This window comes from Pseudomonas sp. NPDC087598, from assembly GCF_044743525.1.
Lineage (GTDB): Bacteria > Pseudomonadota > Gammaproteobacteria > Pseudomonadales > Pseudomonadaceae > Aquipseudomonas.
In genome coordinates this window covers 65,123-85,777 of record NZ_JBIUWQ010000021.1, presented here as the reverse complement: position 1 = coordinate 85,777, position 20,655 = coordinate 65,123, and the positions used below count along the sequence as shown (strand labels likewise).

The following is a 20,655-nucleotide window of genomic DNA, read 5'->3' as shown; positions in this document are numbered from 1 at the left end:
GTAAGGCTCCTTATTTGCCCAGTTGTTCGGCCATTTCGGCCGAGCGGTGCGCGGCGGCGCCGAGTGCGGTTTCGACCAGGGCTTCGAAGCCATTGGTCTGGAATGATTTGATTGCCGCTTCTGTGGTGCCATTTGGCGAGGTCACGCGGCGGCGCAGTTCGGCGGCATCGACATCGCTGGAAACCGCCATGTGCGCGGCGCCGAGGGCGGTTTGCAGGGTCAGTTGTTCAGCGATGTCTTGCGGCAGGCCGAGTTTCACGCCAGCCGCGGTCATGGCTTCGATCAGCAGGAAGAAGTACGCCGGGCCGGAGCCGGAGACCGCCGTCACGGCGTCCAGTTGCTGTTCTTCGTTCAGCCACAGCGCGATGCCGACGGCAGACAACAGCTCTTCGGCTTGCTGACGCTGCTCGGCGGTCACTTCACTGGTGGCGTAGAGGCCGCTGACGCCCTGACGCAGCAGCGCCGGGGTGTTCGGCATGCAGCGCACGATCGGTTGCTCGCCAAGCCATGCGGTCATGCTGGCGCAGGTGATGCCGGCGGCAATCGAGACCACCAGTTGATTCGGCTTCAGGCTCGGGCGAATCGCTTCGCACACGGCTTTCATGGCTTGCGGTTTGACTGCCAGCACGATCACGTCGACGCCATCGATGGCCCGAGCATTGTCGGCAAAGGTTTCAATACCGTGTTCGGCGCTGACCTTGGCGCGGGTTTCCTCGCCCGGATCGCTGGCGCGGATCTGCGCGGCTTCCAGACCCTTGGCGCGCAGGCCGCCAATCAGGCTGGCCGCCATGTTGCCCGCACCGATAAACGCAATACGTGTGTTGCTCATGTGTGGTCCTTATCTGGAAACGTTCAAGACTGGGAATAATCTCTGGCGCCAAACAGGGCCGTACCGATACGAACCCAGGTGGCGCCTTGGGCAATGGCCGACTCGAGGTCGTGGCTCATGCCCATGGACAATGTGTCGAGCGGCAGATCGAGGCTGGCCTGCAACTTCTGTACGGCAGCGAATGCGGCGTCCTGTTCGGCGCGATCTTCGGTCGGCTCGGGAATCGCCATCAATCCGCGCAGTTTCAGGCGCGGCAGTGCGCTGATCGCGGTGGCCAGCGCTGGCAGATCAGCCGGCGTACAACCGGATTTGCTGGCTTCGCCGCTGACGTTGACCTGAATGCAGATGTTCAGCGGCGGCAGTTCTGCCGGACGTTGTTCGGACAGGCGTTGGGCAATTTTCAGGCGATCCACGGAATGTACCCAGTCGAAATGCTCGGCAATGGCTCGAGTCTTGTTCGATTGAATGGGGCCGATGAAGTGCCAGATCAAGGGCAGGTCGGCCAGTTCGAGCTGTTTGCCCAAGGCTTCCTGCAGGTAGTTCTCGCCAAAGTCGCGCAGGCCGGCGGCATACGCTTCGCGCAGTGCTTCGGCGGGTTTGGTCTTGCTCACGGCGAGCAACTGGACGCTGTTTTCAGGACGGTGTGCGGCTTGGGTCGCGGTCTGGATGCGCGAACCAACGTGGAAAATGTTGTCTGCTATCGTGGACATCAAGAGGCGCCGGCGGTCTGAAGGTTCGCGGCATTCTACTGGAATTGAGGAGCGCTATGGATATCACTGAACTGCTGGCCTTCAGCGCCAAACAAGGCGCTTCCGACCTGCACCTGTCGGCCGGTCTGCCGCCGATGATCCGCGTCGATGGCGATGTGCGGCGGATCAATCTGCCGGCGCTGGATCACAAGCAAGTGCACGAATTGATCTACGACATCATGAACGACACCCAGCGGGTCGACTTCGAGAAACACCTGGAAACGGATTTTTCCTTCGAAGTCCCCGGTGTTGCACGTTTCCGGGTCAACGCCTTCAACCAGAACCGTGGCGCCGGCGCAGTGTTCCGCACCATTCCGTCGAAGGTCCTGAGCATGGAAGACCTCGCCATGGGCGACGTCTTTCGCAAGATCACCGATGCCCCGCGCGGGCTGGTACTGGTCACCGGGCCGACCGGTTCCGGAAAGTCGACCACGCTGGCGGCGATGATCGATTACCTCAACAGCCACCGCCATCACCACATCCTCACCATCGAGGACCCCATTGAGTTCGTTCACGAATCGCGCAAATGCCTGATCAACCAGCGCGAAGTCCATCGCGATACCCGCAGCTTCGCCACGGCGTTGCGCTCGGCCCTGCGTGAGGACCCGGATGTGATTCTGGTGGGCGAAATGCGCGATCTGGAAACCATTCGACTGGCCCTGACCGCCGCCGAAACCGGGCATCTGGTGTTCGGCACGCTGCACACCACCTCGGCGGCGAAAACCATCGACCGCGTGGTGGATGTGTTTCCCGGCGACGAGAAGTCGATGGTGCGTTCGATGTTGTCGGAGTCGTTGCTGGCGGTGGTGTCGCAGACGCTGATCAAGAAGATCGGCGGCGGCCGCGTGGCGGCGCACGAGATCATGCTGGGGACGTCGGCGATCCGTAACCTGATCCGCGAAGACAAGGTGGCGCAGATGTATTCGGCGATTCAGACCGGCGGGGCGTTGGGGATGCAGACACTTGATATGTGCCTGAAAGACCTGGTGACCAAAGGCTTGATCAGTCGCGAGCATGCGCGGGAGAAGGCGCGTACGCCGGATAATTTCTGAAGGTTGGAATGCAAATTTGTGGCGAGGGAGCTTGCTCCCGCTGGCTGCGCAGCGGCCCCAAAAGCTTGTGAGCGCTGCGCACTCAAGCGGGAGCAAGCTCCCTCGCCACAGGTGATTGTCTTAGCGTTGAACTACGCGCAGCTGCTTGCCGGCAGGTTCTTTCGGCAGCACACGCTTGGCAACCACGTAATGCTTTTCCCAATACGGCTTGTTCAGCGTATCGATGCTCACCGACTTGCCACGACGCGGCGCATGGATGAAGCGGTCGTTGCCCAGGTAGATGGCAACATGATTGACCCGACGGCTCTTGATGTTGAAGAAAATCAGGTCGCCGGGCTTCAAGTCCTTGCGTTCGACTTTCTCGCCGTGGCCGCTGGCCATTGCATTGGACGTGCGCGGCAGGTCGAATGTGGCGTCGTTGAACGCGTATTTCACCAGACCGCTGCAATCGAAACCTTTACTTGGGCTACTGCCGCCCCAACGGTATGGCGTACCGAGGACGTTGACTGCGCGGCTAAGGACGTTACTGCTTTCCTTGTTGGCCATCGGCGGTACCAGCTTGCCGTGGCTCTTGCTGCTCAGCGTGGTGACTTTGCTTTGCTTGCTTTTGCTCGATGGAGCAGAAGCATGGGATTTAGGGGTGAAACCGTTAACGTTGGGAAGACGTTGCTCACGATTGGTGGCGTGGGCGGCCAGTGGCATTAATAGGCAGATGGTTAGCCATGTCTTGAAAAATGGTCGCATTAGGCGTGGCTCTTCAGTGATAGCGCGCAACTTTATAACAGCTTTTTTGTCCCTTCCGAGGCCGTTGGTCGATTGACTCTGGAGGCAACGGAACCAAATAAGCGGCAAATTGACGCGATTGTCGGACAGAAGTCCTGTGCTACAAGGCTTTGAAGGTAGCAACGGTAACATTTGCCATACGTCGGCTACCTGTAAAAAAGTCACAAAGAATTCAAGAATATTTATCTATCGAGTGCAATGAGGTCTTCATGAACAGCTATCGGCTACCCCGAGTGAAGGAAAAAGATACCCACAGTAAATTGATCGGTTACCTGCTGTGGATCTTCGGATTCACCGGTGCTCACCGCTTTTATTACGGCAAACCGGTGACCGGGACGATCTGGTTCTTCACCTTTGGATTGCTGGGAATCGGATGGCTGATCGACGTGTTCCTGATCCCGGCAATGGATCGCGAGGCTGATCTGCGTTTTGCCGATGGGCCGATCGAATACAACGTGGCGTGGATTCTGCTGACCTTTCTCGGTGCGCTCGGCGTGCACCGGATGTACCAGGGGAAATGGATCAGCGGGCTGATCTACCTGCTGACGGGCGGATTATTCTTTATTGGCGTGCTGTATGACTTCTGGACGCTGAACGATCAAGTCTCGGTGCGCAACGCCGAAGGCAGAGGCGCCTTCCAGTAAGCCATCGCTGGCAAGCCAGCTCCCACAGGGATTAGTGGTGAACACAGAACCTGTGGGAGCTGGCTTGCCAGCGATTGGGGCAACCCGATATCAAGCCTGGTGGCTGATCCGCCCATCCACCAGGGTATAGCGAACCACACCCGGCAAACTGTGCCCCAGGAACGGGCAGTTCTCGCCTTTCGACAACCAGCCTTCACCCGCCACCGTCGAAGCCTTCGGGTCGAACAGCACGATATCCGCCGCACCGCCCACCGCCAGTTTCCCGGCCGGCAGACGCAGTGCCTCCGCAGGACCTGCGCTCAAACGTGCCAGCAAGGTCGGCAAGTCAAGCAAACCATCCTCCACCAGCGTCATCGCCAGAGGCAGCAGCAGTTCAACACTGCTGATGCCCGGTTCGGTCGCGCCGAACGGTGCCAGTTTGGCATCACGTTCGTGCGGCTGGTGATGGCTGGAAATCGCCGAGACCACACCGGACTTCACTGCTTCACGCAGACCATCGCGATCGGCACGGGTGCGCAGCGGCGGCTGCACGTGATAAAGGCTGCTGAAGTCGATCAGCGCTTCGTCGGTCAGGATCAGCTGATACAGCGCGACATCCGCCGTCACTTTCAAGCCACGAGCCTGCGCCTGAGCGATCAGGGCCACGCCGCGAGCGCTGGTCAACTGGCTGAAATGCGCGCGCACGCCGGTCTGTTCGACCAGCAGCAGATCCCGGGCCAGGGCCACGGTTTCCGCCGTTTCCGGAATCCCCGGCAGGCCGAGGAAACTGGCGACGGCGCCTTCGTGGGCCAGGCCACCTTCGGCCAGATCGTGATCCTGCGAGTTGAAAATCACCGTCAGATCGAACGTCGCCGCGTATTCCAGCGCCCGGCACAGGGTGCGGGTGTTGCGGAAGCTTTCCAGACCGTTGCCGAACGCCACGCAACCGGCGTCACGCAGCGCCACCAGCTCGGCGAGCTGTTCGCCGTCGAGGCCTTTGCTCAGTGCGCCAATCGGGAACACCTTGGTGTTGCCGGCCTCACGGGCGCGGTCGAGGATCAATTCGGCCACGGCGGAGGTGTCGAGCACCGGTTTGGTTTTCGGCGGGCAGCACAGGCTGGTCACACCGCCAGCCGCGGCCGCGCGGGTTTCGCTGGCAATCGAACCTTTACGGCTGTAGCCCGGTTCGCGCAGGGCGACATTCAGGTCTACAAGGCCAGGAGCGGCGACAAGGCCGCTGGCGTCGATGGTTTCTACTGCGCTGAAACCGGCCGGCGCGGCGCCGAGGGCGACGATCTTGCAGGCTTCAACGTGGATATCGGTGATTTGATCCAGGCCGCTGCTTGGATCGATGACGCGGGCGCCGAGAATGCTGAGCTTCACTGGGCGTTCTCCTGCTCGAATTGACGTTGCGCTGTTTGCCCGCTCATGGCCATCGACAGCACGGCCATACGGATGGCGATGCCGTAGGTCACCTGATTGAGGATCACCGAGTGTGGGCCGTCAGCCACCGCCGACTCGATCTCCACGCCACGGTTGATCGGCCCCGGGTGCATGACGATGCAATCGGGTTTGGCCCCGGCCAGGCGCGCGGTGGTCAGGCCGAACAAACGGTAGAACTCGCCTTCGCTCGGCAGCAGGCCGCCGGTCATGCGTTCGCGCTGCAGGCGCAACATGATCACCACGTCGACGTCTTTCAGGCCTTCGGTCATGTCGGTGTAGACCTTCACGCCGTATTGCTCGATGCCGATCGGCAGCAGGGTTTTCGGCGCGATCACGCGGATATCCGGGCAGCCGAGAGTCTTCAGGGCGAGCATGTTCGAGCGCGCAACCCGCGAGTGCAGGATGTCGCCGACGATGGCCACCGAAAGGTTTTCGAAGCTGCCCTTGTGCCGGCGGATGGTGAGCATGTCGAGCATGCCCTGCGTCGGGTGGGCGTGACGGCCGTCGCCGCCGTTGATGATCGCCACTTGCGGGCAAACATGTTCGGCGATGAAGTGCGCGGCGCCGGAATCACCGTGGCGCACGACGAACATGTCAGCGGCCATGGCTTCAAGGTTGCGCAGGGTGTCGAGCAGGGTTTCACCTTTACTCGCCGACGAGGTCGACACGTTCAGGGTGATCACGTCCGCCGACAGCCGCTGGGCCGCCAGTTCGAAGGTGGTGCGGGTTCGGGTGGAGTTTTCGAAGAACACGTTGCACACGGTCTTGCCGCGCAGCAACGGGACTTTCTTCACCGCCCGGGCACCGACTTCGAGGAACGAGTCGGCAGTGTCGAGGATTTCCGTCAGCAAGTCGCGGCGCAGGCCGTCGAGCGAGAGGAAGTGGCGCAGCTGGCCCTGATCATTGAGCTGCAGCGGGCGCTTGGTATCTAGAGGCGTCATCGCGAGGGGGACTCTCAATAGGGCGGATTAAGGGTTCAAGTCTTGCAGTTCGAGCGTCAGCGGCTCGGGGCCGGACAGCTTCACGCGCTCGTGGGCGGCCAGCGACAAGGTCGCGCCGACCACGTTCGGGCGGATCGGCAGCTCGCCGGCGTCGAGGTCGAGCAGGCAGACCAGGCTCACGCTGGCCGGGCGGCCGTAGTCGAACAGTTCGTTCATCGCGGCGCGGATGGTACGGCCGCTCATCAGTACGTCATCGATCAACACCAGATGCTGGCCTTCGATTTCGAAGGGCAGGGCGGACGGACGTACTTGCGGGTGCAGGCCGTTCTGGCTGAAGTCGTCGCGGTAGAAGGAAACATCCAGCGTGCCCAATGGTGCGTCGCTGCCCAGCTCCTTGAGCAAGGCCTGCGCGACCCAGATGCCGCCCGTGCGAATGCCGATAAAGCGCGGTTCGCTGATGCCACGCTGGGCAAGGTGCGCCGTGAGGCGTGTCGCCATCTGGCTGATCAGATCGGCGGGATTGGGCAGACTCATGGTTGCTCCTTCTTTGACCCGAGCCGCGTCCTGCCGGACGTGGCTGGGGATTTTAGCCAAAAGAAAAGCGCCGAAGCGCTTGTCAGGATTCAAATAGTGCGGTGTTTTCATCGAGCCAGCCCTGCAACAGCAGAGCGGCGGCGATGGCATCGACCGGGTTGTCGCGGTAACTGCCTTTTTGCCCGCCACGCACCAGACGCTCGCCCTTGGCCTCGAAGGTGGTGAGGCGTTCGTCGTGGGTATAGAACGGCACATTGAAGCGGCCATTGAGGCGGCGGGCGAATTTCTCGGCGCGCAGGCACATTTCGCTCGGCGTGCCGTCCATGTTCAGCGGCAGGCCGACGACGACGGCGTCGGGCTTCCATTCCTTGAACAGCGCTTCGACCTGATTCCAGTCCGGCACGCCATTCTGTGCTTTCAGGGTGCACAGTTCGCGGGCCTGGCCGGTGATCACCTGACCGACGGCAACGCCGATCTGTTTGGTGCCGTAGTCGAAACCGAGAATCAGGCGCAGGGCCATCAGGCGTGCCCCGCCTGGCTGGTCAGCAGGCTGAGGTTGATCCCCAGATGTCTGGCCGCTGCTTCCAGACGCAGTTCGCTGCTGGTGTTGAACAGGATGTCGGCGTCGTACGGGCAGGTCAGCCACGCATTGTCGGCCATTTCCGCTTCCAGTTGCCCGGCTTCCCAACCGGCGTAGCCGAGGGCAATCAGGCTTTTCGCCGGGCCGACACCGTCAGCGATGGCGAACAGCACGTCCTGCGAGGTCGACAGGGCCAGATCGCCGTCCAGTTGCGCGGTGGCCTGGAAGGTCTTGCCCGCCGGGTGCAGGACAAAACCGCGGTCGGTCTGCACCGGGCCGCCAATGAAAATCGGCACATGCTGGCAGAGCGCCGGCGGATCGATGTCCGGGCGCAGTTGCTCAAGAATGTCAGCCAGATTCAGCTCTTGCGGTCGATTGACCACCAGCCCCATGGCGCCATTGGCCGTGTGCTCGACGATGTAGGTCAAGGTGTGGGCAAAGTTCGGGTCGGCCATGTGTGGCATGGCGATCAGGAATTGATGCTTGAGGTAGCTGGGGCTGACGTTTTTCATGTGCGCTAGTGTGGCGTTCGAGGGGCGAACTGACAAGCTGGAGATGTATTGCAGATGGTCTTCACTGGACCTCTGTGGCGAGGGAGCTTGCTCCCGCTCGGCTGCGCAGCAGTCGTAAAACCTGATAACGCGGTGGGTCTGGAAAAAGCAGGGGGCCGCTTCGCAGCCCAGCGGGAGCAAGCTCCCTCGCCACAAGAGCCCTTCCAATCATATTCAGTTGCTCGAGAGTTTGTCGCCCCGGGCGAATTTCCAGGTGCGGATGATTTCCAGTCGGTCGATATCCGACAAGTCCCCGGTAAACGGGGCAAACGGCGCCGCCAGACGCACGATGCGCTGCGCCGCCTGATCCAGCAACGGCTGGCCCGACGACTCCAGGACCAGCACTTCATACAGCGAACCATCGCGGTTGATCGACACCATCAGGCGCAAATTGCCGTAGATCTGCTTGCGACGTGCTTCTTCGGGGTAATTGAGGTTGCCGATACGCTCGACCTTCTTGCGCCAGTCGTCCTTGTACCAGGCGCCCTTGTCGCGCATGGTCGAGGCCGCGCTCAAGCGGTGAATGCGCGGGCGCTTGGCGTAGAGCTGTTGTTCCTTGGCCAGCTCCGCTTCGAGGCTGGCAATGTCGCTGGACAGCTGCGAGCTGTCGAACTCTGGCGCGTCGACCGTCGGTTTGACTTCGGTTTTGGTTTCTTCTTTCTTGGTCGGCGCCTTTTTCGGCTTTGGCGCAACGGTGGTCAACGCAGCCTTGGGCGCGGCCTCCTGCACTTCCGGTTTGGCGGCCGGAGGCGGAGTCACCTTTTTCACCTGATTGTCCTGGAACGGCGCGACCTCTGTGGTCTTCGGAATCGCCTTCTTGTCCAGCGTGCCGCTGCCTTCCTGATGTTCCTGCGCGAGAAAATCAGCCTTCTCCGGCTTCTTTTCGCTCTTGAAAGTGGCGAGGGTGATTTCCAGGGTTTTGCTGATTTGCTTGGGCTCGACCATGGTGAAGCCGACGCCCAGCAGCAGCGCCAAGTGAATCAGCGCCGCAAGAAACAGGGTAAATCCGAGGCGATCAGCCGGGCGCACGCCACGATGGGCGAGTTCTGCGGGCAGATCGGACGGGAGAGTCATGACAAGAAAACCAACATCGCGTTTTTCAGAGGCTGCGCATGATAACGCAATGTTGGTTTCACGCCTTGGGCTTCACGCTTCAAGCGACAGACTGCATGTGACACACGTCAAGCTTGTGGCTTTTTGCCGGCGGCTTGCAGCTTCTTGTCGATCGCGTCCATCAACATGCCGCCGATGTCAGTGCCAAACGCGTTGTCGATTTCACGGATGCAGGTCGGGCTGGTGACGTTGATTTCGGTGAGATTCTCGCCGATCACATCGAGACCGACGAACAGCAGGCCTTTTTCACGCAGGGTCGGGCCGACCTGAGCGGCGATCCAGCGATCCTTGTCGGTCAGCGGACGGGCTTCACCACGGCCACCGGCGGCGAGGTTGCCACGGGTTTCGCCCTGCGCCGGAATCCGCGCGAGGCAATAATCCACCGGCTCGCCGTCGATCATCAGGATGCGCTTGTCGCCGTCCTTGATTGCCGGCAGGTAGGCCTGGCCCATGATCTGCTGGCCACCGAGGGCGGTCAGGGTTTCGAGAATCACCGACAGGTTTGGATCACCGGCGCGATGACGGAAGATCGAAGTACCGCCCATGCCATCCAGCGGTTTGAGGATCACGTCGCCGTGTTTCGCGGCGAATTCACGCAGTACATCGGCGCGACGGCTGACGATGGTCGGCGGTGTGCACTGCGGGAACAGCGTGGCGAACAGCTTTTCATTGCAGTCGCGCAGGCTCTGCGGCTTGTTCACCACCAGCACGCCGGCGGTTTCGGCTTGCTCGAGCAGGTAGGTGGAGTAGACGAACTCCATGTCGAACGGCGGATCCTTGCGCATCAGGATCACGTCCAGATCGCTCAGCAGGTTGTCCTGTTCGGCGTCCAGTTCGAACCATTTTTCCGGGTTGGCGAAGACTTTCAGCGGTTTCATCCGCCCGCGTGCCTGACCTTCGGCCTGATACAGGTCGCGCTGCTCCATATAGAACAGTTCCCAGCCGCGCTTCTGCGCGGCCAGCAGCATGGCCAGCGAGCTATCCTTTTTATAGGAGATGCTGGCGATAGGGTCCATGACAATCCCGACGCGAACGCTCATTGGGTTTTCCTCGAAAATTGGCTACCGGATCGGTATTGAAAAAGTGCCGCCAGAGTGGCGCTGGCAGGGTTTTCGGTCAAGGAAAAACCCGTCGATAGATTGCATCTGGAGACTGTGCTAAAAAGGCTGGCATAGCGTGCTGGCCCTTGAGCATCAAGGGTTTCCAGCCATTACTCATCGCAAAACGGACAATTTGATTCGCAAAGGCGACGGTAGAGCCCCCTTATGGAACAGCAGTCCAGCGCCTTGAAGGTCATGGTGATCGACGACTCGAAAACGATTCGACGCACCGCCGAAACCTTGTTGAAAAATGTGGGTTGTGAAGTCATCACGGCGATCGACGGTTTCGACGCACTGGCGAAGATCGCCGACAACCATCCCGGAATCATTTTTGTCGACATCATGATGCCGCGTCTGGATGGTTATCAGACCTGCGCTTTAATCAAGAACAACAGCGCGTTCAAGGCGACACCGGTGATCATGCTGTCGTCCAGGGACGGGCTGTTCGACAAGGCCAAGGGGCGGATAGTCGGTTCCGATCAATTTTTGACCAAGCCTTTCAGCAAGGAAGAACTGCTCAACGCGATTCAAGCCCATGTTCCGGGCTTCGCCGCCGTTTTGCCGCAGTAAGACACGTACAGTGACGCTCGGCCAGCGGGCCGGGAGTCGACAAGAAAAATGGGGAAAACCATGGCACGTATCCTGATCGTCGATGATTCGCCGACTGAAATGTACAAACTGACCGGCATGCTCGAAAAGCACGGTCACGAAGTGCTCAAAGCCGAAAATGGCGCCGACGGTGTCGCACTGGCCCGCCAGGAAAAACCCGATGCCGTGCTGATGGACATCGTCATGCCCGGCCTCAATGGTTTCCAGGCAACCCGTCAGTTGACCAAAGACCCGGAAACCGGGCATATCCCGGTGATCATCATCACCACCAAGGATCAGGAAACCGACAAGGTCTGGGGCACCCGCCAGGGCGCCAAGGACTACCTGACCAAACCGGTCGACGAAGACACCCTGATCAAAACCCTGAACAACGTGCTCAAAGGCTGATTGCGCGACCATGAGCGAATCGCTGACCGCGTTCGAACTGCTCTGGCAGATTGACCAGCGCTGCCGCTTGCTGGCGGCCGACCTGCCGTCGCAGGCCGCGCGCCAGGATCGCTGGAGCGGCATCGGTTTTCGCCTCGGCGAGCACTGGTACGTCGCGCCGATGGGCGAAGTCAGCGAAGTGCTGCACGAACCGCGCTTCACGCAGTTGCCCGGGGTCAAGCCGTGGGTCAAAGGTGTGGCTAACCTGCGGGGGCGGTTGCTGCCGATCATGGACCTGTGCGGTTTCTTCGGGCATGAGCTGTCGCCATTGCGCAAGCAACGGCGGGTGCTGGTGGTGGAGCATGGGGAGGTGTTTGCCGGGTTGATGGTCGACGAGGTCATCGGTTTGCAGCACTTCGAGCAGAACAGTTTTGAACCCGTATCGATCAGCAAACGCCAAGGCTCCAAGGCCGAGTTCGTCAAAGGCTATTTCCGGCGCGAGCAGAACTGGCGGGTGTTCAGTCTGTTTGCGCTGGCGAAGTCCCCGGTGTTCATGAGTGTCGCGGTATAACAGATTCAACACCGTCCCTGTGGGAGCGAGCCTGCTCGCGAAGAGGGCGTGTCAGGCAAGATAAATATTGGCTGACCCAGCGCTTTCGCGAGCAGGCTCGCTCCCACAGGGATTGCAGCAGGTTTGAAAGATGTGGGTTAAGGGCGAGGACCGATGACAAAAGCAAAAACAGGCAAGCCGGCGGAAGGATCGCGCAGTCGCTCGCAGATCATCGTGCTGTTCATCGCACTGATCGTGTTCATCATGCTGCTGTTTGCCAACTTCGCTTACCTCAACACCCAGGCGAACTACGACAAACAGTACATCGGCCATGCCGGTGAGCTGCGCGTGCTGTCGCAACGCATTGCCAAGAACGCCACCGAAGCCGCCGCCGGCAAGGCTGCCGCGTTCAAGTTGCTCAGCGATGCGCGCAATGATTTCGCCCAGCGCTGGGGTTACCTGAAAAAGGGTGACCCGGCCACTGGCCTGCCGCCCGCGCCGTCGACCGTGCGCCCGGAAATGCGCGCCGTGCAGCTCGACTGGGAACGCCTGCTGAAAAACACCGACGCGATTCTCTCCAGCGAACAGACTGTGCTGTCGCTGCATCAGGTCGCCGCAACACTGGCCGAAACCGTGCCGCAGTTGCAGATCGAATACGAAAAAGTTGTCGAAATCCTCCTGCAACGTGGCGCTCCGGCCGCGCAAGTGGCGATGGCCCAGCGTCAATCGTTGCTGGCCGAACGGATCCTTGGCGCGGTCAACACCGTGCTCGCCGGCGACGAAAACTCGCAGCAGGCCGCCGATGCCTTTGGACGCGATGCCACCCGTTTCGGCCAGGTACTCAACGGCATGCTGCAAGGCAACCCGACGCTGAAAATCACCCAAGTCGAAGACCGCGATGCCCGCGCCCGTCTGAGCGAGATTTCCGAGCTGTTCCAGTTCGTTTCAGGCTCTGTGGATGAAATCCTCGAAACCTCGCCGGAGCTGTTCAAGGTCCGTGAGTCGGCAACCAATATCTTCAGCCTCTCGCAAACCCTGCTCGACGAAGCCTCGCACCTGGCCAGCGGTTTCGAAAACCTTGCCGGCGGGCGCAGCACCGACACCATTGGTGGCTATGTCCTTGGTTTACTGGCCCTGGCCTCGATCATCCTGATCGGCATGGTCATGGTCCGTGAAACCAATCGCCAGTTGCGCGAGACCGCCGAGAAGAATGAACGCAACCAGAACGCGATCATGCGCCTGCTCGATGAAATCGAGGATCTGGCCGACGGCGACCTCACCGTGACCGCTTCGGTGACCGAAGACTTCACTGGCACCATTGCCGACTCGATCAACTATTCCGTCGACCAACTGCGCGATCTGGTCGCGACGATCAACCTCACCGCCGGCCAGGTCGCCGCTGCTGTACAGGAAACCCAGGCCACCGCCATGCACCTGGCGCAAGCCTCGGAGCATCAGGCGCAGCAGATTTCCGAAGCCTCGACGGCGATCAGCGACATGGCGCAGTCCATCGATCAGGTCTCGGCCAACGCCGCCGAGTCCTCGGCGGTGGCCGAGCGTTCGGTGGAAATCGCCAACAAGGGTAACGAAGTGGTGCACAACACCATCCACGGCATGGACAACATTCGCGAACAGATCCAGGACACTGCCAAGCGCATTAAACGCCTGGGCGAGTCGTCGCAGGAAATCGGCGACATCGTCAGCCTGATCGACGACATTGCCGACCAGACCAACATCCTCGCCCTCAACGCCGCAATTCAGGCGTCGATGGCCGGTGATGCCGGGCGTGGTTTTGCCGTGGTCGCCGACGAAGTGCAGCGGCTGGCCGAGCGCTCGTCGGCCGCTACCCGGCAGATCGAAACACTGGTGCGGGCGATCCAGACCGACACCAACGAAGCGGTGATTTCCATGGAGCAGACCACCACCGAAGTGGTGCGCGGCGCGCGGCTGGCGCAGGATGCCGGAGTGGCTCTGGAGGAAATCGAAGGCGTATCGAAGACGCTTGCGGCGCTGATCCAGAGCATCTCCAACGCCGCGCAGCAGCAGACGACCTCGGCCGGGCAGATTTCCCTGACGATGAACGTGATCCAGCAGATCACCACGCAAACGTCGTCGGGTTCCACTGCCACTGCCGAGAGCATCGGCAATCTGACGAAAATGGCCAGTCAGTTGCGCCGTTCGGTCTCCGGTTTCACCCTGCCGGCAGCGCCGACGACGGATAAAGCGTAAGCGGAGTGGTTATGGGTAATCGGCACGACTATGTGGCCCTCGAGTGGGTCAAAGGCGAAATTGCCGAAACGCTGAAGCTGGCGCATCAGGCGATTGAAGCCGTGCTCGATGATCCGCAGGCCTTTCCCGGGCTGGACGAGTGTCTGGCTTATATCCATCAGGTCCACGGCAGCTTGCAGATGGTCGAGTTCTACGGCGCCGCGCTGCTCGCCGAAGAAATGGAGCATCTGGTCGAAGCCCTGCAACACGAGCGTGTCAGCCATCGCGACGAAGCCCTGCACTTGTTGCTGCAAGCGCTCGGGCAACTGCCGATTTACCTCGACCGGGTGCAAAGTGCCCGCCGTGATCTGCCTTTGGTGGTGCTGCCCCTGATCAACGATTTGCGCAGCGCCCGCGGCGAAAGCCTGCTCTCGGAAACCAGTCTGTTCAGTCCGCAATTGCCGGAGCTGGTGCCGCTCGGCGAAGACGCGCTGGCGCTGCTGGAGCCGGCAGAGCTGCCGAACGTGCTGCGCAAGTTGCGACAGACGCTGCAAATGGCACTGGTCGGTTTGCTGCGCGAACAGGACGATCAGACTCACCTCGGTTACCTGGCGAAAGTTTTCAGCCGCCTCGAAGCACTCAGCGGCGAGGCGCCGCTGAGTCCGCTGTGGCAGGTCGCCTCCGCTTTGGTCGAAGGCATGCGCGAAGGTGTCATTGCCAACAGCCCGGCGCTGCGCAGTCTGTTCAAGGACGCCGACAAGGAACTCAAACGTCTGCTCGAACAAGGCATGCGCGGCCTCAACCAGCCGCCACCGCCGGAGCTGCTGAAAAGCCTGTTGTTCTATATTGCCAAGGCCGAACATCCCACCGGGCAGATGCTGACCATGAAAGATCGCTACTCCCTGGACGACGCGTTGCCCGACAGCGCGATGGTCGACGAAGAACGCGCGCGCCTGGCCGGCCCCGACCGCGATGCGATGCGCTCGGTGCTGGCGGCATTGTGTGAAGAGCTGGTGCGGGTCAAGGAACGCCTCGACCTGTTTGTGCGCAGCGACCGCCAGCATGCTGCCGATCTGGAAAGCCTGCTGGCGCCGTTGCGGCAGATCGCCGACACGCTCGCGGTGCTCGGTTTCGGCCAGCCGCGCAAGGTCATCATCGATCAGCTCGCGGTGGTGCTGAGCCTCGCCCAGGGCCATCGCGAACCCAACGATGCCACATTGATGGACGTCGCCGGCGCGCTGCTTTACGTCGAGGCGACGCTCGCCGGAATGGTTGGCACGGTCGAGCCGGAAAGCCCGGAAGACTCACGTCTGCCCACGACGGACCTGACGCAGATCCACCAGATCGTCATCAAGGAAGCGCGCATCTGCCTGCAACAGGCCAAAGACATGATCGTCGACTACATCGACGCCGATTGGGACCGCCAGCAACTGCAACCGCTGCCGGCGCTGCTGACCCAGGTGCGTGGTGCATTGGCGATGATTCCGCTGAATCGGGCCGCCAGTCTGGTCGAGGCCTGCAACGGATTTATCCGCGAACATTTGCTGCTTGATCCGCACGAGCCGGGCTGGGAACAACTCGATCACCTGGCCGATGTCATCAGCAGTCTTGAGTATTACCTTGAACGCCTGAGCGACGACCCGCAGGCCCCGAGCGAACAGTTGCTCGACGTCGCGCAGAAGAGTCTCGCCAGCCTCGGTTATTTTCCGGATGAAGAGCCCGACGTGCCGGTTCTCGAAGATGTACTCAGCCCCAGCGAAGCACTGGTGATGCAGGACATGCAGGCGCTGGACGATCCCGAGATTGTGCAGTCGTTGGCCGACGTTCTTGCCAGCCCGGTCTCGGCGGTCAATCCGCCGGCGCTGATCACCCCCGGCAGCCTGATGCCGCCGCCGGCCGATGAAGAACCGGTCGATGATGAGCTGCGCGAAGTGTTCCTCGAAGAGACCGACGAGGTCCTCGAAGTCCTCCACGAATACCTGCCGCGCTGGTCGGCCAATCCGCAGGACCGCGCCGCGCTGACCGAACTGCGCCGCGCCTTTCACACCTTGAAGGGCAGTGGGCGCATGGTCCGTGCGCTGATTCTTGGCGAACTCGCCTGGGCGGTGGAAAACCTGCTCAACCGTGTGCTCGAACAAAGCGTCGAGCCCGGCGCAGTGGTGCCGCAACTGCTCACCGACACGGTGCTGTTGCTGCCGGACTTGATCAGCGAATTCGCCACCCACTCGCAACGCCAGCGCAGCGATGTCGATCAACTCGCCGCCCGTGCTCACGCCTTGGCCAAGGGTGATGAGCCGCTTGGCGCCGAAGATGTCGACGATGTCGCGGCACTTGATCCGTTGTTGCTGGAGATCTTCCGCAACGAAGCCGAAACACACTTGGCCAGCCTCAACCGCTTCCTTGATCAAGCCGCCGAACATGTGCCGCTGCCGGCCAGCGACGAATTGCAGCGCGCCTTGCACACCCTCAAGGGCAGCGCATCGATGGCTGGGGTCTTGCCGATAGCCGAACTGGCGGCGCCGCTCGATCAACTGGCCCGCGAGTTCAAGGCCCATCAACTGCCGCTCGATCTCGATGAAGTGGAATTGCTCCTTGAAGCCGAAGGCCTGTTCCGTGTCGGTCTGCGTCAGCTCAAGCACGATCCGCTGGCGCCGATTGTCGGCGCGCAATCGCTGATCAAACGCACCGAAGCGTTGCTCGCCGAGCGCCTGGAATCGATCCTCAATGCGCCGAACACCGGTTTGCGCATCAAGCGTGATCCGCAGTTGCTCAACAACTTCCTCGCGCAGGGCATGGATATCCTGCTCGACGCCGAGAACCTCTTGCAGCGCTGGCAGCAACATCCCGGCGAACGTCAGGAACTCAGTGCGCTGCTGGATGAACTGACCACCCTGGGCGAAGGCGCGCACCTCGCGGACCTGCTCCCGGTCGATGTGCTCTGCGAGGCATTGCTCGACCTTTATGGCGCCGTGGAAGAGAGCAGCCTTGCGGTCAGCGACCGGTTTTTTCACGAGGCGCAAAATGCCCACGAAGCGCTGATCAACATGCTCGACGAACTGGCTGCCGGCCAGGAAGTCACGCCGCAGCCTGCGCGGATTCGTGCGTTGCATGAGCTGCTCGACGAAAGCCTCGATCCGTCCTCCATGGGCCTGATCCGCAGCGATGGCAGTCGCACCTTGAGCATCCGCGAACTGGGCGCGGCAACTGCCGAGCTGTCCCAAACCGGCTCCGCGAGCGAACCGGACGACGAGATCGTCGAGATCTTTCTTGAAGAAGCGGTGGATATTCTCGACAGCGCCGGGCAAGCCTTGCAGCGCTGGCTGAGCGACCCGGACAACGTCGCGCCGCTGTCGTCACTGCAACGCGATTTGCACACCCTCAAGGGTGGTGCGCGCATGGCTGAAGTCGAAGCCATCGGTGATCTGGCCCAAGAGCTGGAAAGCCTTTACGAAGGTCTGGCGAATCGCCGCTTCATTCACAGCGAAGCCGTTGGCCGATTGCTGCACAAGAGCCACGACCGCTTGGCGTTGTTGCTCGAACAACTGCAAAACCATCAGCCGTTGAACCCGGCGCTGGACCTGATCGAGTCGATCCGCCAGCTGCGTCAGGGCTCAGATGCCACGGCCGAAACGCCGCAACCAGCCATCGATCACGAAGGCGCCGGGCATGACCCGGAGTTGCTGGAAATCTTCCTCGAAGAAGGTTTCGACATCATCGAAAACTCCGGCGCCGCGCTGTTGCGCTGGCAGGCCGAGCCGGGCAACCGCCAGGAAGTGGAAACCCTGCTGCGCGATCTGCACACCCTCAAGGGCGGCGCGCGTATGGTCGAGATCGGTCCGATTGGCGATCTGGCTCATGAACTCGAATACCTTTACGAAAGCCTTTCTGCCGGCACGCTGCCTGCGTCGACCGAGCTGTTTGCGCTGGTGCAGCGCGGCCATGACCGACTGGCGCAAATGCTCGATGCCGTGCGCGCCGGGCAACCGTGCCCGCCGGCGGATCGGCTGATCAATGCAATCCAGAGTTTCAGCCATCCGGTGACGCCTGAAGCGCCGCCACTGTTGCCTTCGCCGGTCAAAACCGAGACCACGCCACCCGCTGCCGAGGCGGCAGCGGACATGGTCAAGGTCTCTGCCGAATTGCTCGACGAACTGGTCAATCTGGCGGGGGAAACCTCGATCTTCCGGGGTCGTATCGAGCAGCAAGTCAATGATGCGCAGGTCGCGCTCAACGAGATGGAAACCACCATCGAGCGCATGCGCGATCAGTTGCGCCGTCTCGACACCGAGACCCAGGGGCGGATTCTCAGCCGTCAGCAGGTCGATGCCGAACGCCTCGGCTACGAAGAATTCGATCCACTGGAAATGGACCGTCATTCGCAGTTGCAGCAGCTGTCGCGGGCGCTGTTCGAATCGGCCTCTGACTTGCTCGACCTCAAGGAAACCCTCGACCGACGTAACCACGACGCCGAGAACCTGTTGCAGCAACAGGGGCGGATCAACACCGAATTGCAGGAAGGCCTGATGCGCACGCGCATGGTGCCGTTCGAGCGCATGTTGCCGCGCCTCAAACGCATTGTCCGCCAAGTCGCCGAAGAGCTGAACAAAGACGTCGCCTTCGTCGTCGGCAATGCCGAAGGCGAGATGGATCGCAACGTGCTGGAACGCATGGCCGCACCGCTGGAACACATGCTGCGCAACGCCGTCGACCATGGTCTGGAATCTGCCGAGGCGCGGCTGGCGGCGGGTAAACCGGCGCAAGGACAGATCAGCCTCGACCTGTCCCGCGAGGGCGGCGACATCGTTTTCGACATCCGCGACGATGGCGCCGGCGTGCCGCTGGAAGCCGTGCGGCGCAAGGCGATCAAGCGTGGTTTGCTGGCGCCGGACGCCGAAATCAGCGACCGCGACGTGTTGCAGTTCATCCTCCAGCCGGGGTTCTCCACCGCCGAGAAAATCACCCAGATTTCCGGGCGCGGCGTCGGCATGGACGTGGTTCACGAAGAAGTCCGCCAGTTGGGCGGCAGCATGAGCATCGATTCGGTGCCGGGGCAGGGCGTGCATTTTCGCATTCGCTTGCCATTCACCGTGTCGGTCAACCGTGCGCTGATGGTGCAGTGCGGTGAGGATCAATACGCGATTCCGCTGAACACCATCGACGGTATCGTTCGTGTCTTGCCGAATGATCTGGACGGGCATTTCCGTCTCGATCCGCCGATTTATCAGTACGGTGGTCAACGCTATGAGCTGTGCTATCTGGGCGAGCTGCTGAAAACTTCATCACGGCCGAAACTGCTTGGCCAAAGCCTGCCGTTGCCAGTGTTGCTGGTGCAGTACAACGACCGGCGCATCGCCGTGCAAGTCGACACCATGGCCGGCACTCGCGAGATCGTGGTGAAGAGCCTCGGCCCGCAGTTCGCAGCGGTGCAGGGCGTGTCCGGTGCGACGATTCTGGGTGATGGCCGGGTGGTGCTGATTCTTGATCTGTTGGCGCCGATCCGCGCGATGCAGGCGCGGGTTGCGCAGTATCCGACGCTGCCGGACATCGACAGCGAGCCGCAAAAGCCGTTGCTGGTGATGGTGGTCGACGACTCGGTCACCGTGCGCAAAGTCACCAGCCGTTTGCTCGAACGCCACGGCATGAACGTGCTGACCGCCAAGGACGGCGTCGACGCCATGCTGCTGCTGGAAGAACACATGCCCGACCTGATGCTGCTCGACATTGAAATGCCGCGCATGGACGGTTTTGAAGTCGCCACGCAAGTGCGTAACGACGAACGCCTGCAACACCTGCCGATCATCATGATCACTTCGCGCACCGGTCAGAAGCATCGCGACCGCGCCATGGCCATTGGCGTCAACGACTACCTCGGCAAGCCGTATCAGGAATCGGTGCTGCTCGAAAGCATTGCCCACTGGAGCAAGAAACATGCATGAGCGCCGGCACAATCAGCGCAGCAGCCAACTCACCGGTCTGTTGCTGCCGCTGGCGGATCGCAATCTGATCCTGCCCAACGTGGCGGTCGCGGAGCTGATCGACTACCAGGCCAGCGCCTTCGATCTGGACACGCCGCCGTGGTATCTGGGGCGGGTGATGTGGCGTGAGCGGCAGATTCCGTTGCTGAGTTTCGAGTCGGCGTGCGGGCAGAAAATCGTCATTGGCGAGCGGGCGCGGATTGTCATTCTCAATGCGCTGGGCGGGTTGCCGGAGCTGAAATTCATTGCGCTGTTGGTGCAGGGGATTCCGCGCTCGTACAAGCTCGACAGTCAGTTGAGCTATGTCGATGTGCCGTTGTGTGCGCTGGAGCAGGCGGCGGTGCAGGTCGGCGAGCAAGTGGCGAAAGTGCCGGATCTGTTGGGGCTGGAGAAGTTGTTGGTGGATGCGGGACTTGTTGACTGATCCAGGGTTTTCAGTGATCTCGCAGACCTCATCGCTGGCAAGCCAGCTCCCACAATGTCCGAGTTGAATTCGGTTTTTGTGAATCACAAAAAAACCTGTGGGAGCTGGCTTGCCAGCGATGGGGTCAGTGGCATCAGCAACTTCCTGCCGGCCAACCCCCTGACTCATCGGCGGACTTATCCAGAACTTACGCTGCTTCGGCTGGCCTCTTCGCGAGCAGGCTCG

Annotated in this window: 18 protein-coding genes; 8 read left to right on the top strand and 10 right to left on the bottom strand. The window is 61.2% G+C overall.

Annotated elements, in window-relative coordinates; all coding sequences use genetic code 11:
• Positions 1-10: 10 nt before the first annotated feature.
• Entirely contained in the window at positions 11-829 is an 819-nt protein-coding gene (gene proC, locus ACIOWE_RS14095) for a pyrroline-5-carboxylate reductase (protein WP_401392256.1), read from the bottom strand.
• A gap of 23 nt (positions 830-852) precedes the next feature.
• On the bottom strand, positions 853-1,539 hold the full coding sequence (locus tag ACIOWE_RS14090) for a YggS family pyridoxal phosphate-dependent enzyme (RefSeq protein WP_401392253.1): 687 nt from the start codon (positions 1,537-1,539) through the stop codon (positions 853-855).
• Positions 1,540-1,595: 56 nt separating this feature from the next.
• Here ACIOWE_RS14090 and ACIOWE_RS14085 point away from each other — a divergent pair, with 56 nt between their 5' ends.
• Positions 1,596-2,630 carry a type IV pilus twitching motility protein PilT gene (locus ACIOWE_RS14085; protein ID WP_201236438.1) on the top strand — a complete coding sequence of 345 codons (1,035 nt, stop codon included), beginning with the start codon at positions 1,596-1,598 and terminating at the stop codon, positions 2,628-2,630.
• Positions 2,631-2,750: 120 nt separating this feature from the next.
• Here ACIOWE_RS14085 and ACIOWE_RS14080 read toward each other — a convergent pair whose 3' ends face one another.
• Positions 2,751-3,374, bottom strand: coding sequence for a C40 family peptidase (locus tag ACIOWE_RS14080; protein ID WP_103304303.1), 624 nt, complete (start codon positions 3,372-3,374; stop codon positions 2,751-2,753).
• A 248-nt stretch (positions 3,375-3,622) separates the two neighbouring features.
• On the opposite strand from ACIOWE_RS14080, the gene ACIOWE_RS14075 reads away from it, so the two are divergent.
• On the top strand, positions 3,623-4,057 hold the full coding sequence (locus ACIOWE_RS14075; protein WP_401392249.1) for an NINE protein: 435 nt from the start codon (positions 3,623-3,625) through the stop codon (positions 4,055-4,057).
• A gap of 90 nt (positions 4,058-4,147) precedes the next feature.
• Here ACIOWE_RS14075 and ACIOWE_RS14070 read toward each other — a convergent pair whose 3' ends face one another.
• The 7 genes from ACIOWE_RS14070 to gshB form a co-directional block, all read right to left on the bottom strand.
• On the bottom strand, positions 4,148-5,419 hold the full coding sequence (locus ACIOWE_RS14070; protein ID WP_401392246.1) for a dihydroorotase: 1,272 nt from the start codon (positions 5,417-5,419) through the stop codon (positions 4,148-4,150).
• The gene (locus tag ACIOWE_RS14065) at positions 5,416-6,420 is read right to left on the bottom strand and encodes an aspartate carbamoyltransferase catalytic subunit (protein ID WP_401392243.1); all 1,005 of its coding nucleotides are present in this window, start codon (positions 6,418-6,420) and stop codon (positions 5,416-5,418) included. Before ACIOWE_RS14065 ends, ACIOWE_RS14070 begins: the two co-directional genes overlap by 4 nt.
• Positions 6,421-6,447: 27 nt before the next feature.
• A complete protein-coding gene (pyrR, locus tag ACIOWE_RS14060; protein WP_401392240.1) occupies positions 6,448-6,954 on the bottom strand; it encodes a bifunctional pyr operon transcriptional regulator/uracil phosphoribosyltransferase PyrR in 507 nt (168 codons plus the stop codon).
• 82 nt (positions 6,955-7,036) lie between these two features.
• Positions 7,037-7,474 (bottom strand): Holliday junction resolvase RuvX, encoded by a 438-nt coding sequence (gene ruvX / locus ACIOWE_RS14055; protein WP_003229101.1) that lies wholly within the window; start codon positions 7,472-7,474, stop codon positions 7,037-7,039.
• Positions 7,474-8,046, bottom strand: a complete 573-nt coding sequence (locus ACIOWE_RS14050) for a YqgE/AlgH family protein (RefSeq protein WP_201147622.1) — start codon at positions 8,044-8,046, stop codon at positions 7,474-7,476. The genes ruvX and ACIOWE_RS14050 overlap by 1 nt, the downstream gene beginning before the upstream one ends.
• Before the next feature lie 213 nt (positions 8,047-8,259).
• Positions 8,260-9,159: an energy transducer TonB gene (locus ACIOWE_RS14045; RefSeq protein ID WP_401392236.1), complete on the bottom strand. Its 900-nt coding sequence runs from the start codon at positions 9,157-9,159 to the stop codon at positions 8,260-8,262.
• A 107-nt stretch (positions 9,160-9,266) separates the two neighbouring features.
• Positions 9,267-10,238, bottom strand: coding sequence for a glutathione synthase (gene gshB, locus ACIOWE_RS14040; protein WP_401392233.1), 972 nt, complete (start codon positions 10,236-10,238; stop codon positions 9,267-9,269).
• 225 nt (positions 10,239-10,463) lie between these two features.
• On the opposite strand from gshB, the gene pilG reads away from it, so the two are divergent.
• From pilG to ACIOWE_RS14010, 6 genes are all read left to right on the top strand, one after another.
• Positions 10,464-10,868 carry a twitching motility response regulator PilG gene (pilG, locus tag ACIOWE_RS14035; protein WP_007913673.1) on the top strand — a complete coding sequence of 135 codons (405 nt, stop codon included), beginning with the start codon at positions 10,464-10,466 and terminating at the stop codon, positions 10,866-10,868.
• 60 nt (positions 10,869-10,928) lie between these two features.
• Positions 10,929-11,294: a twitching motility response regulator PilH gene (pilH, locus tag ACIOWE_RS14030; RefSeq protein WP_026000666.1), complete on the top strand. Its 366-nt coding sequence runs from the start codon at positions 10,929-10,931 to the stop codon at positions 11,292-11,294.
• A gap of 10 nt (positions 11,295-11,304) precedes the next feature.
• Positions 11,305-11,844: a chemotaxis protein CheW gene (locus tag ACIOWE_RS14025; RefSeq protein WP_401392230.1), complete on the top strand. Its 540-nt coding sequence runs from the start codon at positions 11,305-11,307 to the stop codon at positions 11,842-11,844.
• A gap of 153 nt (positions 11,845-11,997) precedes the next feature.
• Positions 11,998-14,052, top strand: coding sequence for a methyl-accepting chemotaxis protein (locus ACIOWE_RS14020; RefSeq protein ID WP_401392227.1), 2,055 nt, complete (start codon positions 11,998-12,000; stop codon positions 14,050-14,052).
• Positions 14,053-14,063: 11 nt separating this feature from the next.
• Complete coding sequence (locus ACIOWE_RS14015) at positions 14,064-19,967, top strand: Hpt domain-containing protein (RefSeq protein WP_401392224.1); 5,904 nt, start codon at positions 14,064-14,066, stop codon at positions 19,965-19,967.
• Positions 19,960-20,430, top strand: coding sequence for a chemotaxis protein CheW (locus ACIOWE_RS14010; RefSeq protein ID WP_201236447.1), 471 nt, complete (start codon positions 19,960-19,962; stop codon positions 20,428-20,430). The genes ACIOWE_RS14015 and ACIOWE_RS14010 overlap by 8 nt, the downstream gene beginning before the upstream one ends.
• The last annotated feature ends 225 nt before the right edge of the window (positions 20,431-20,655 follow it).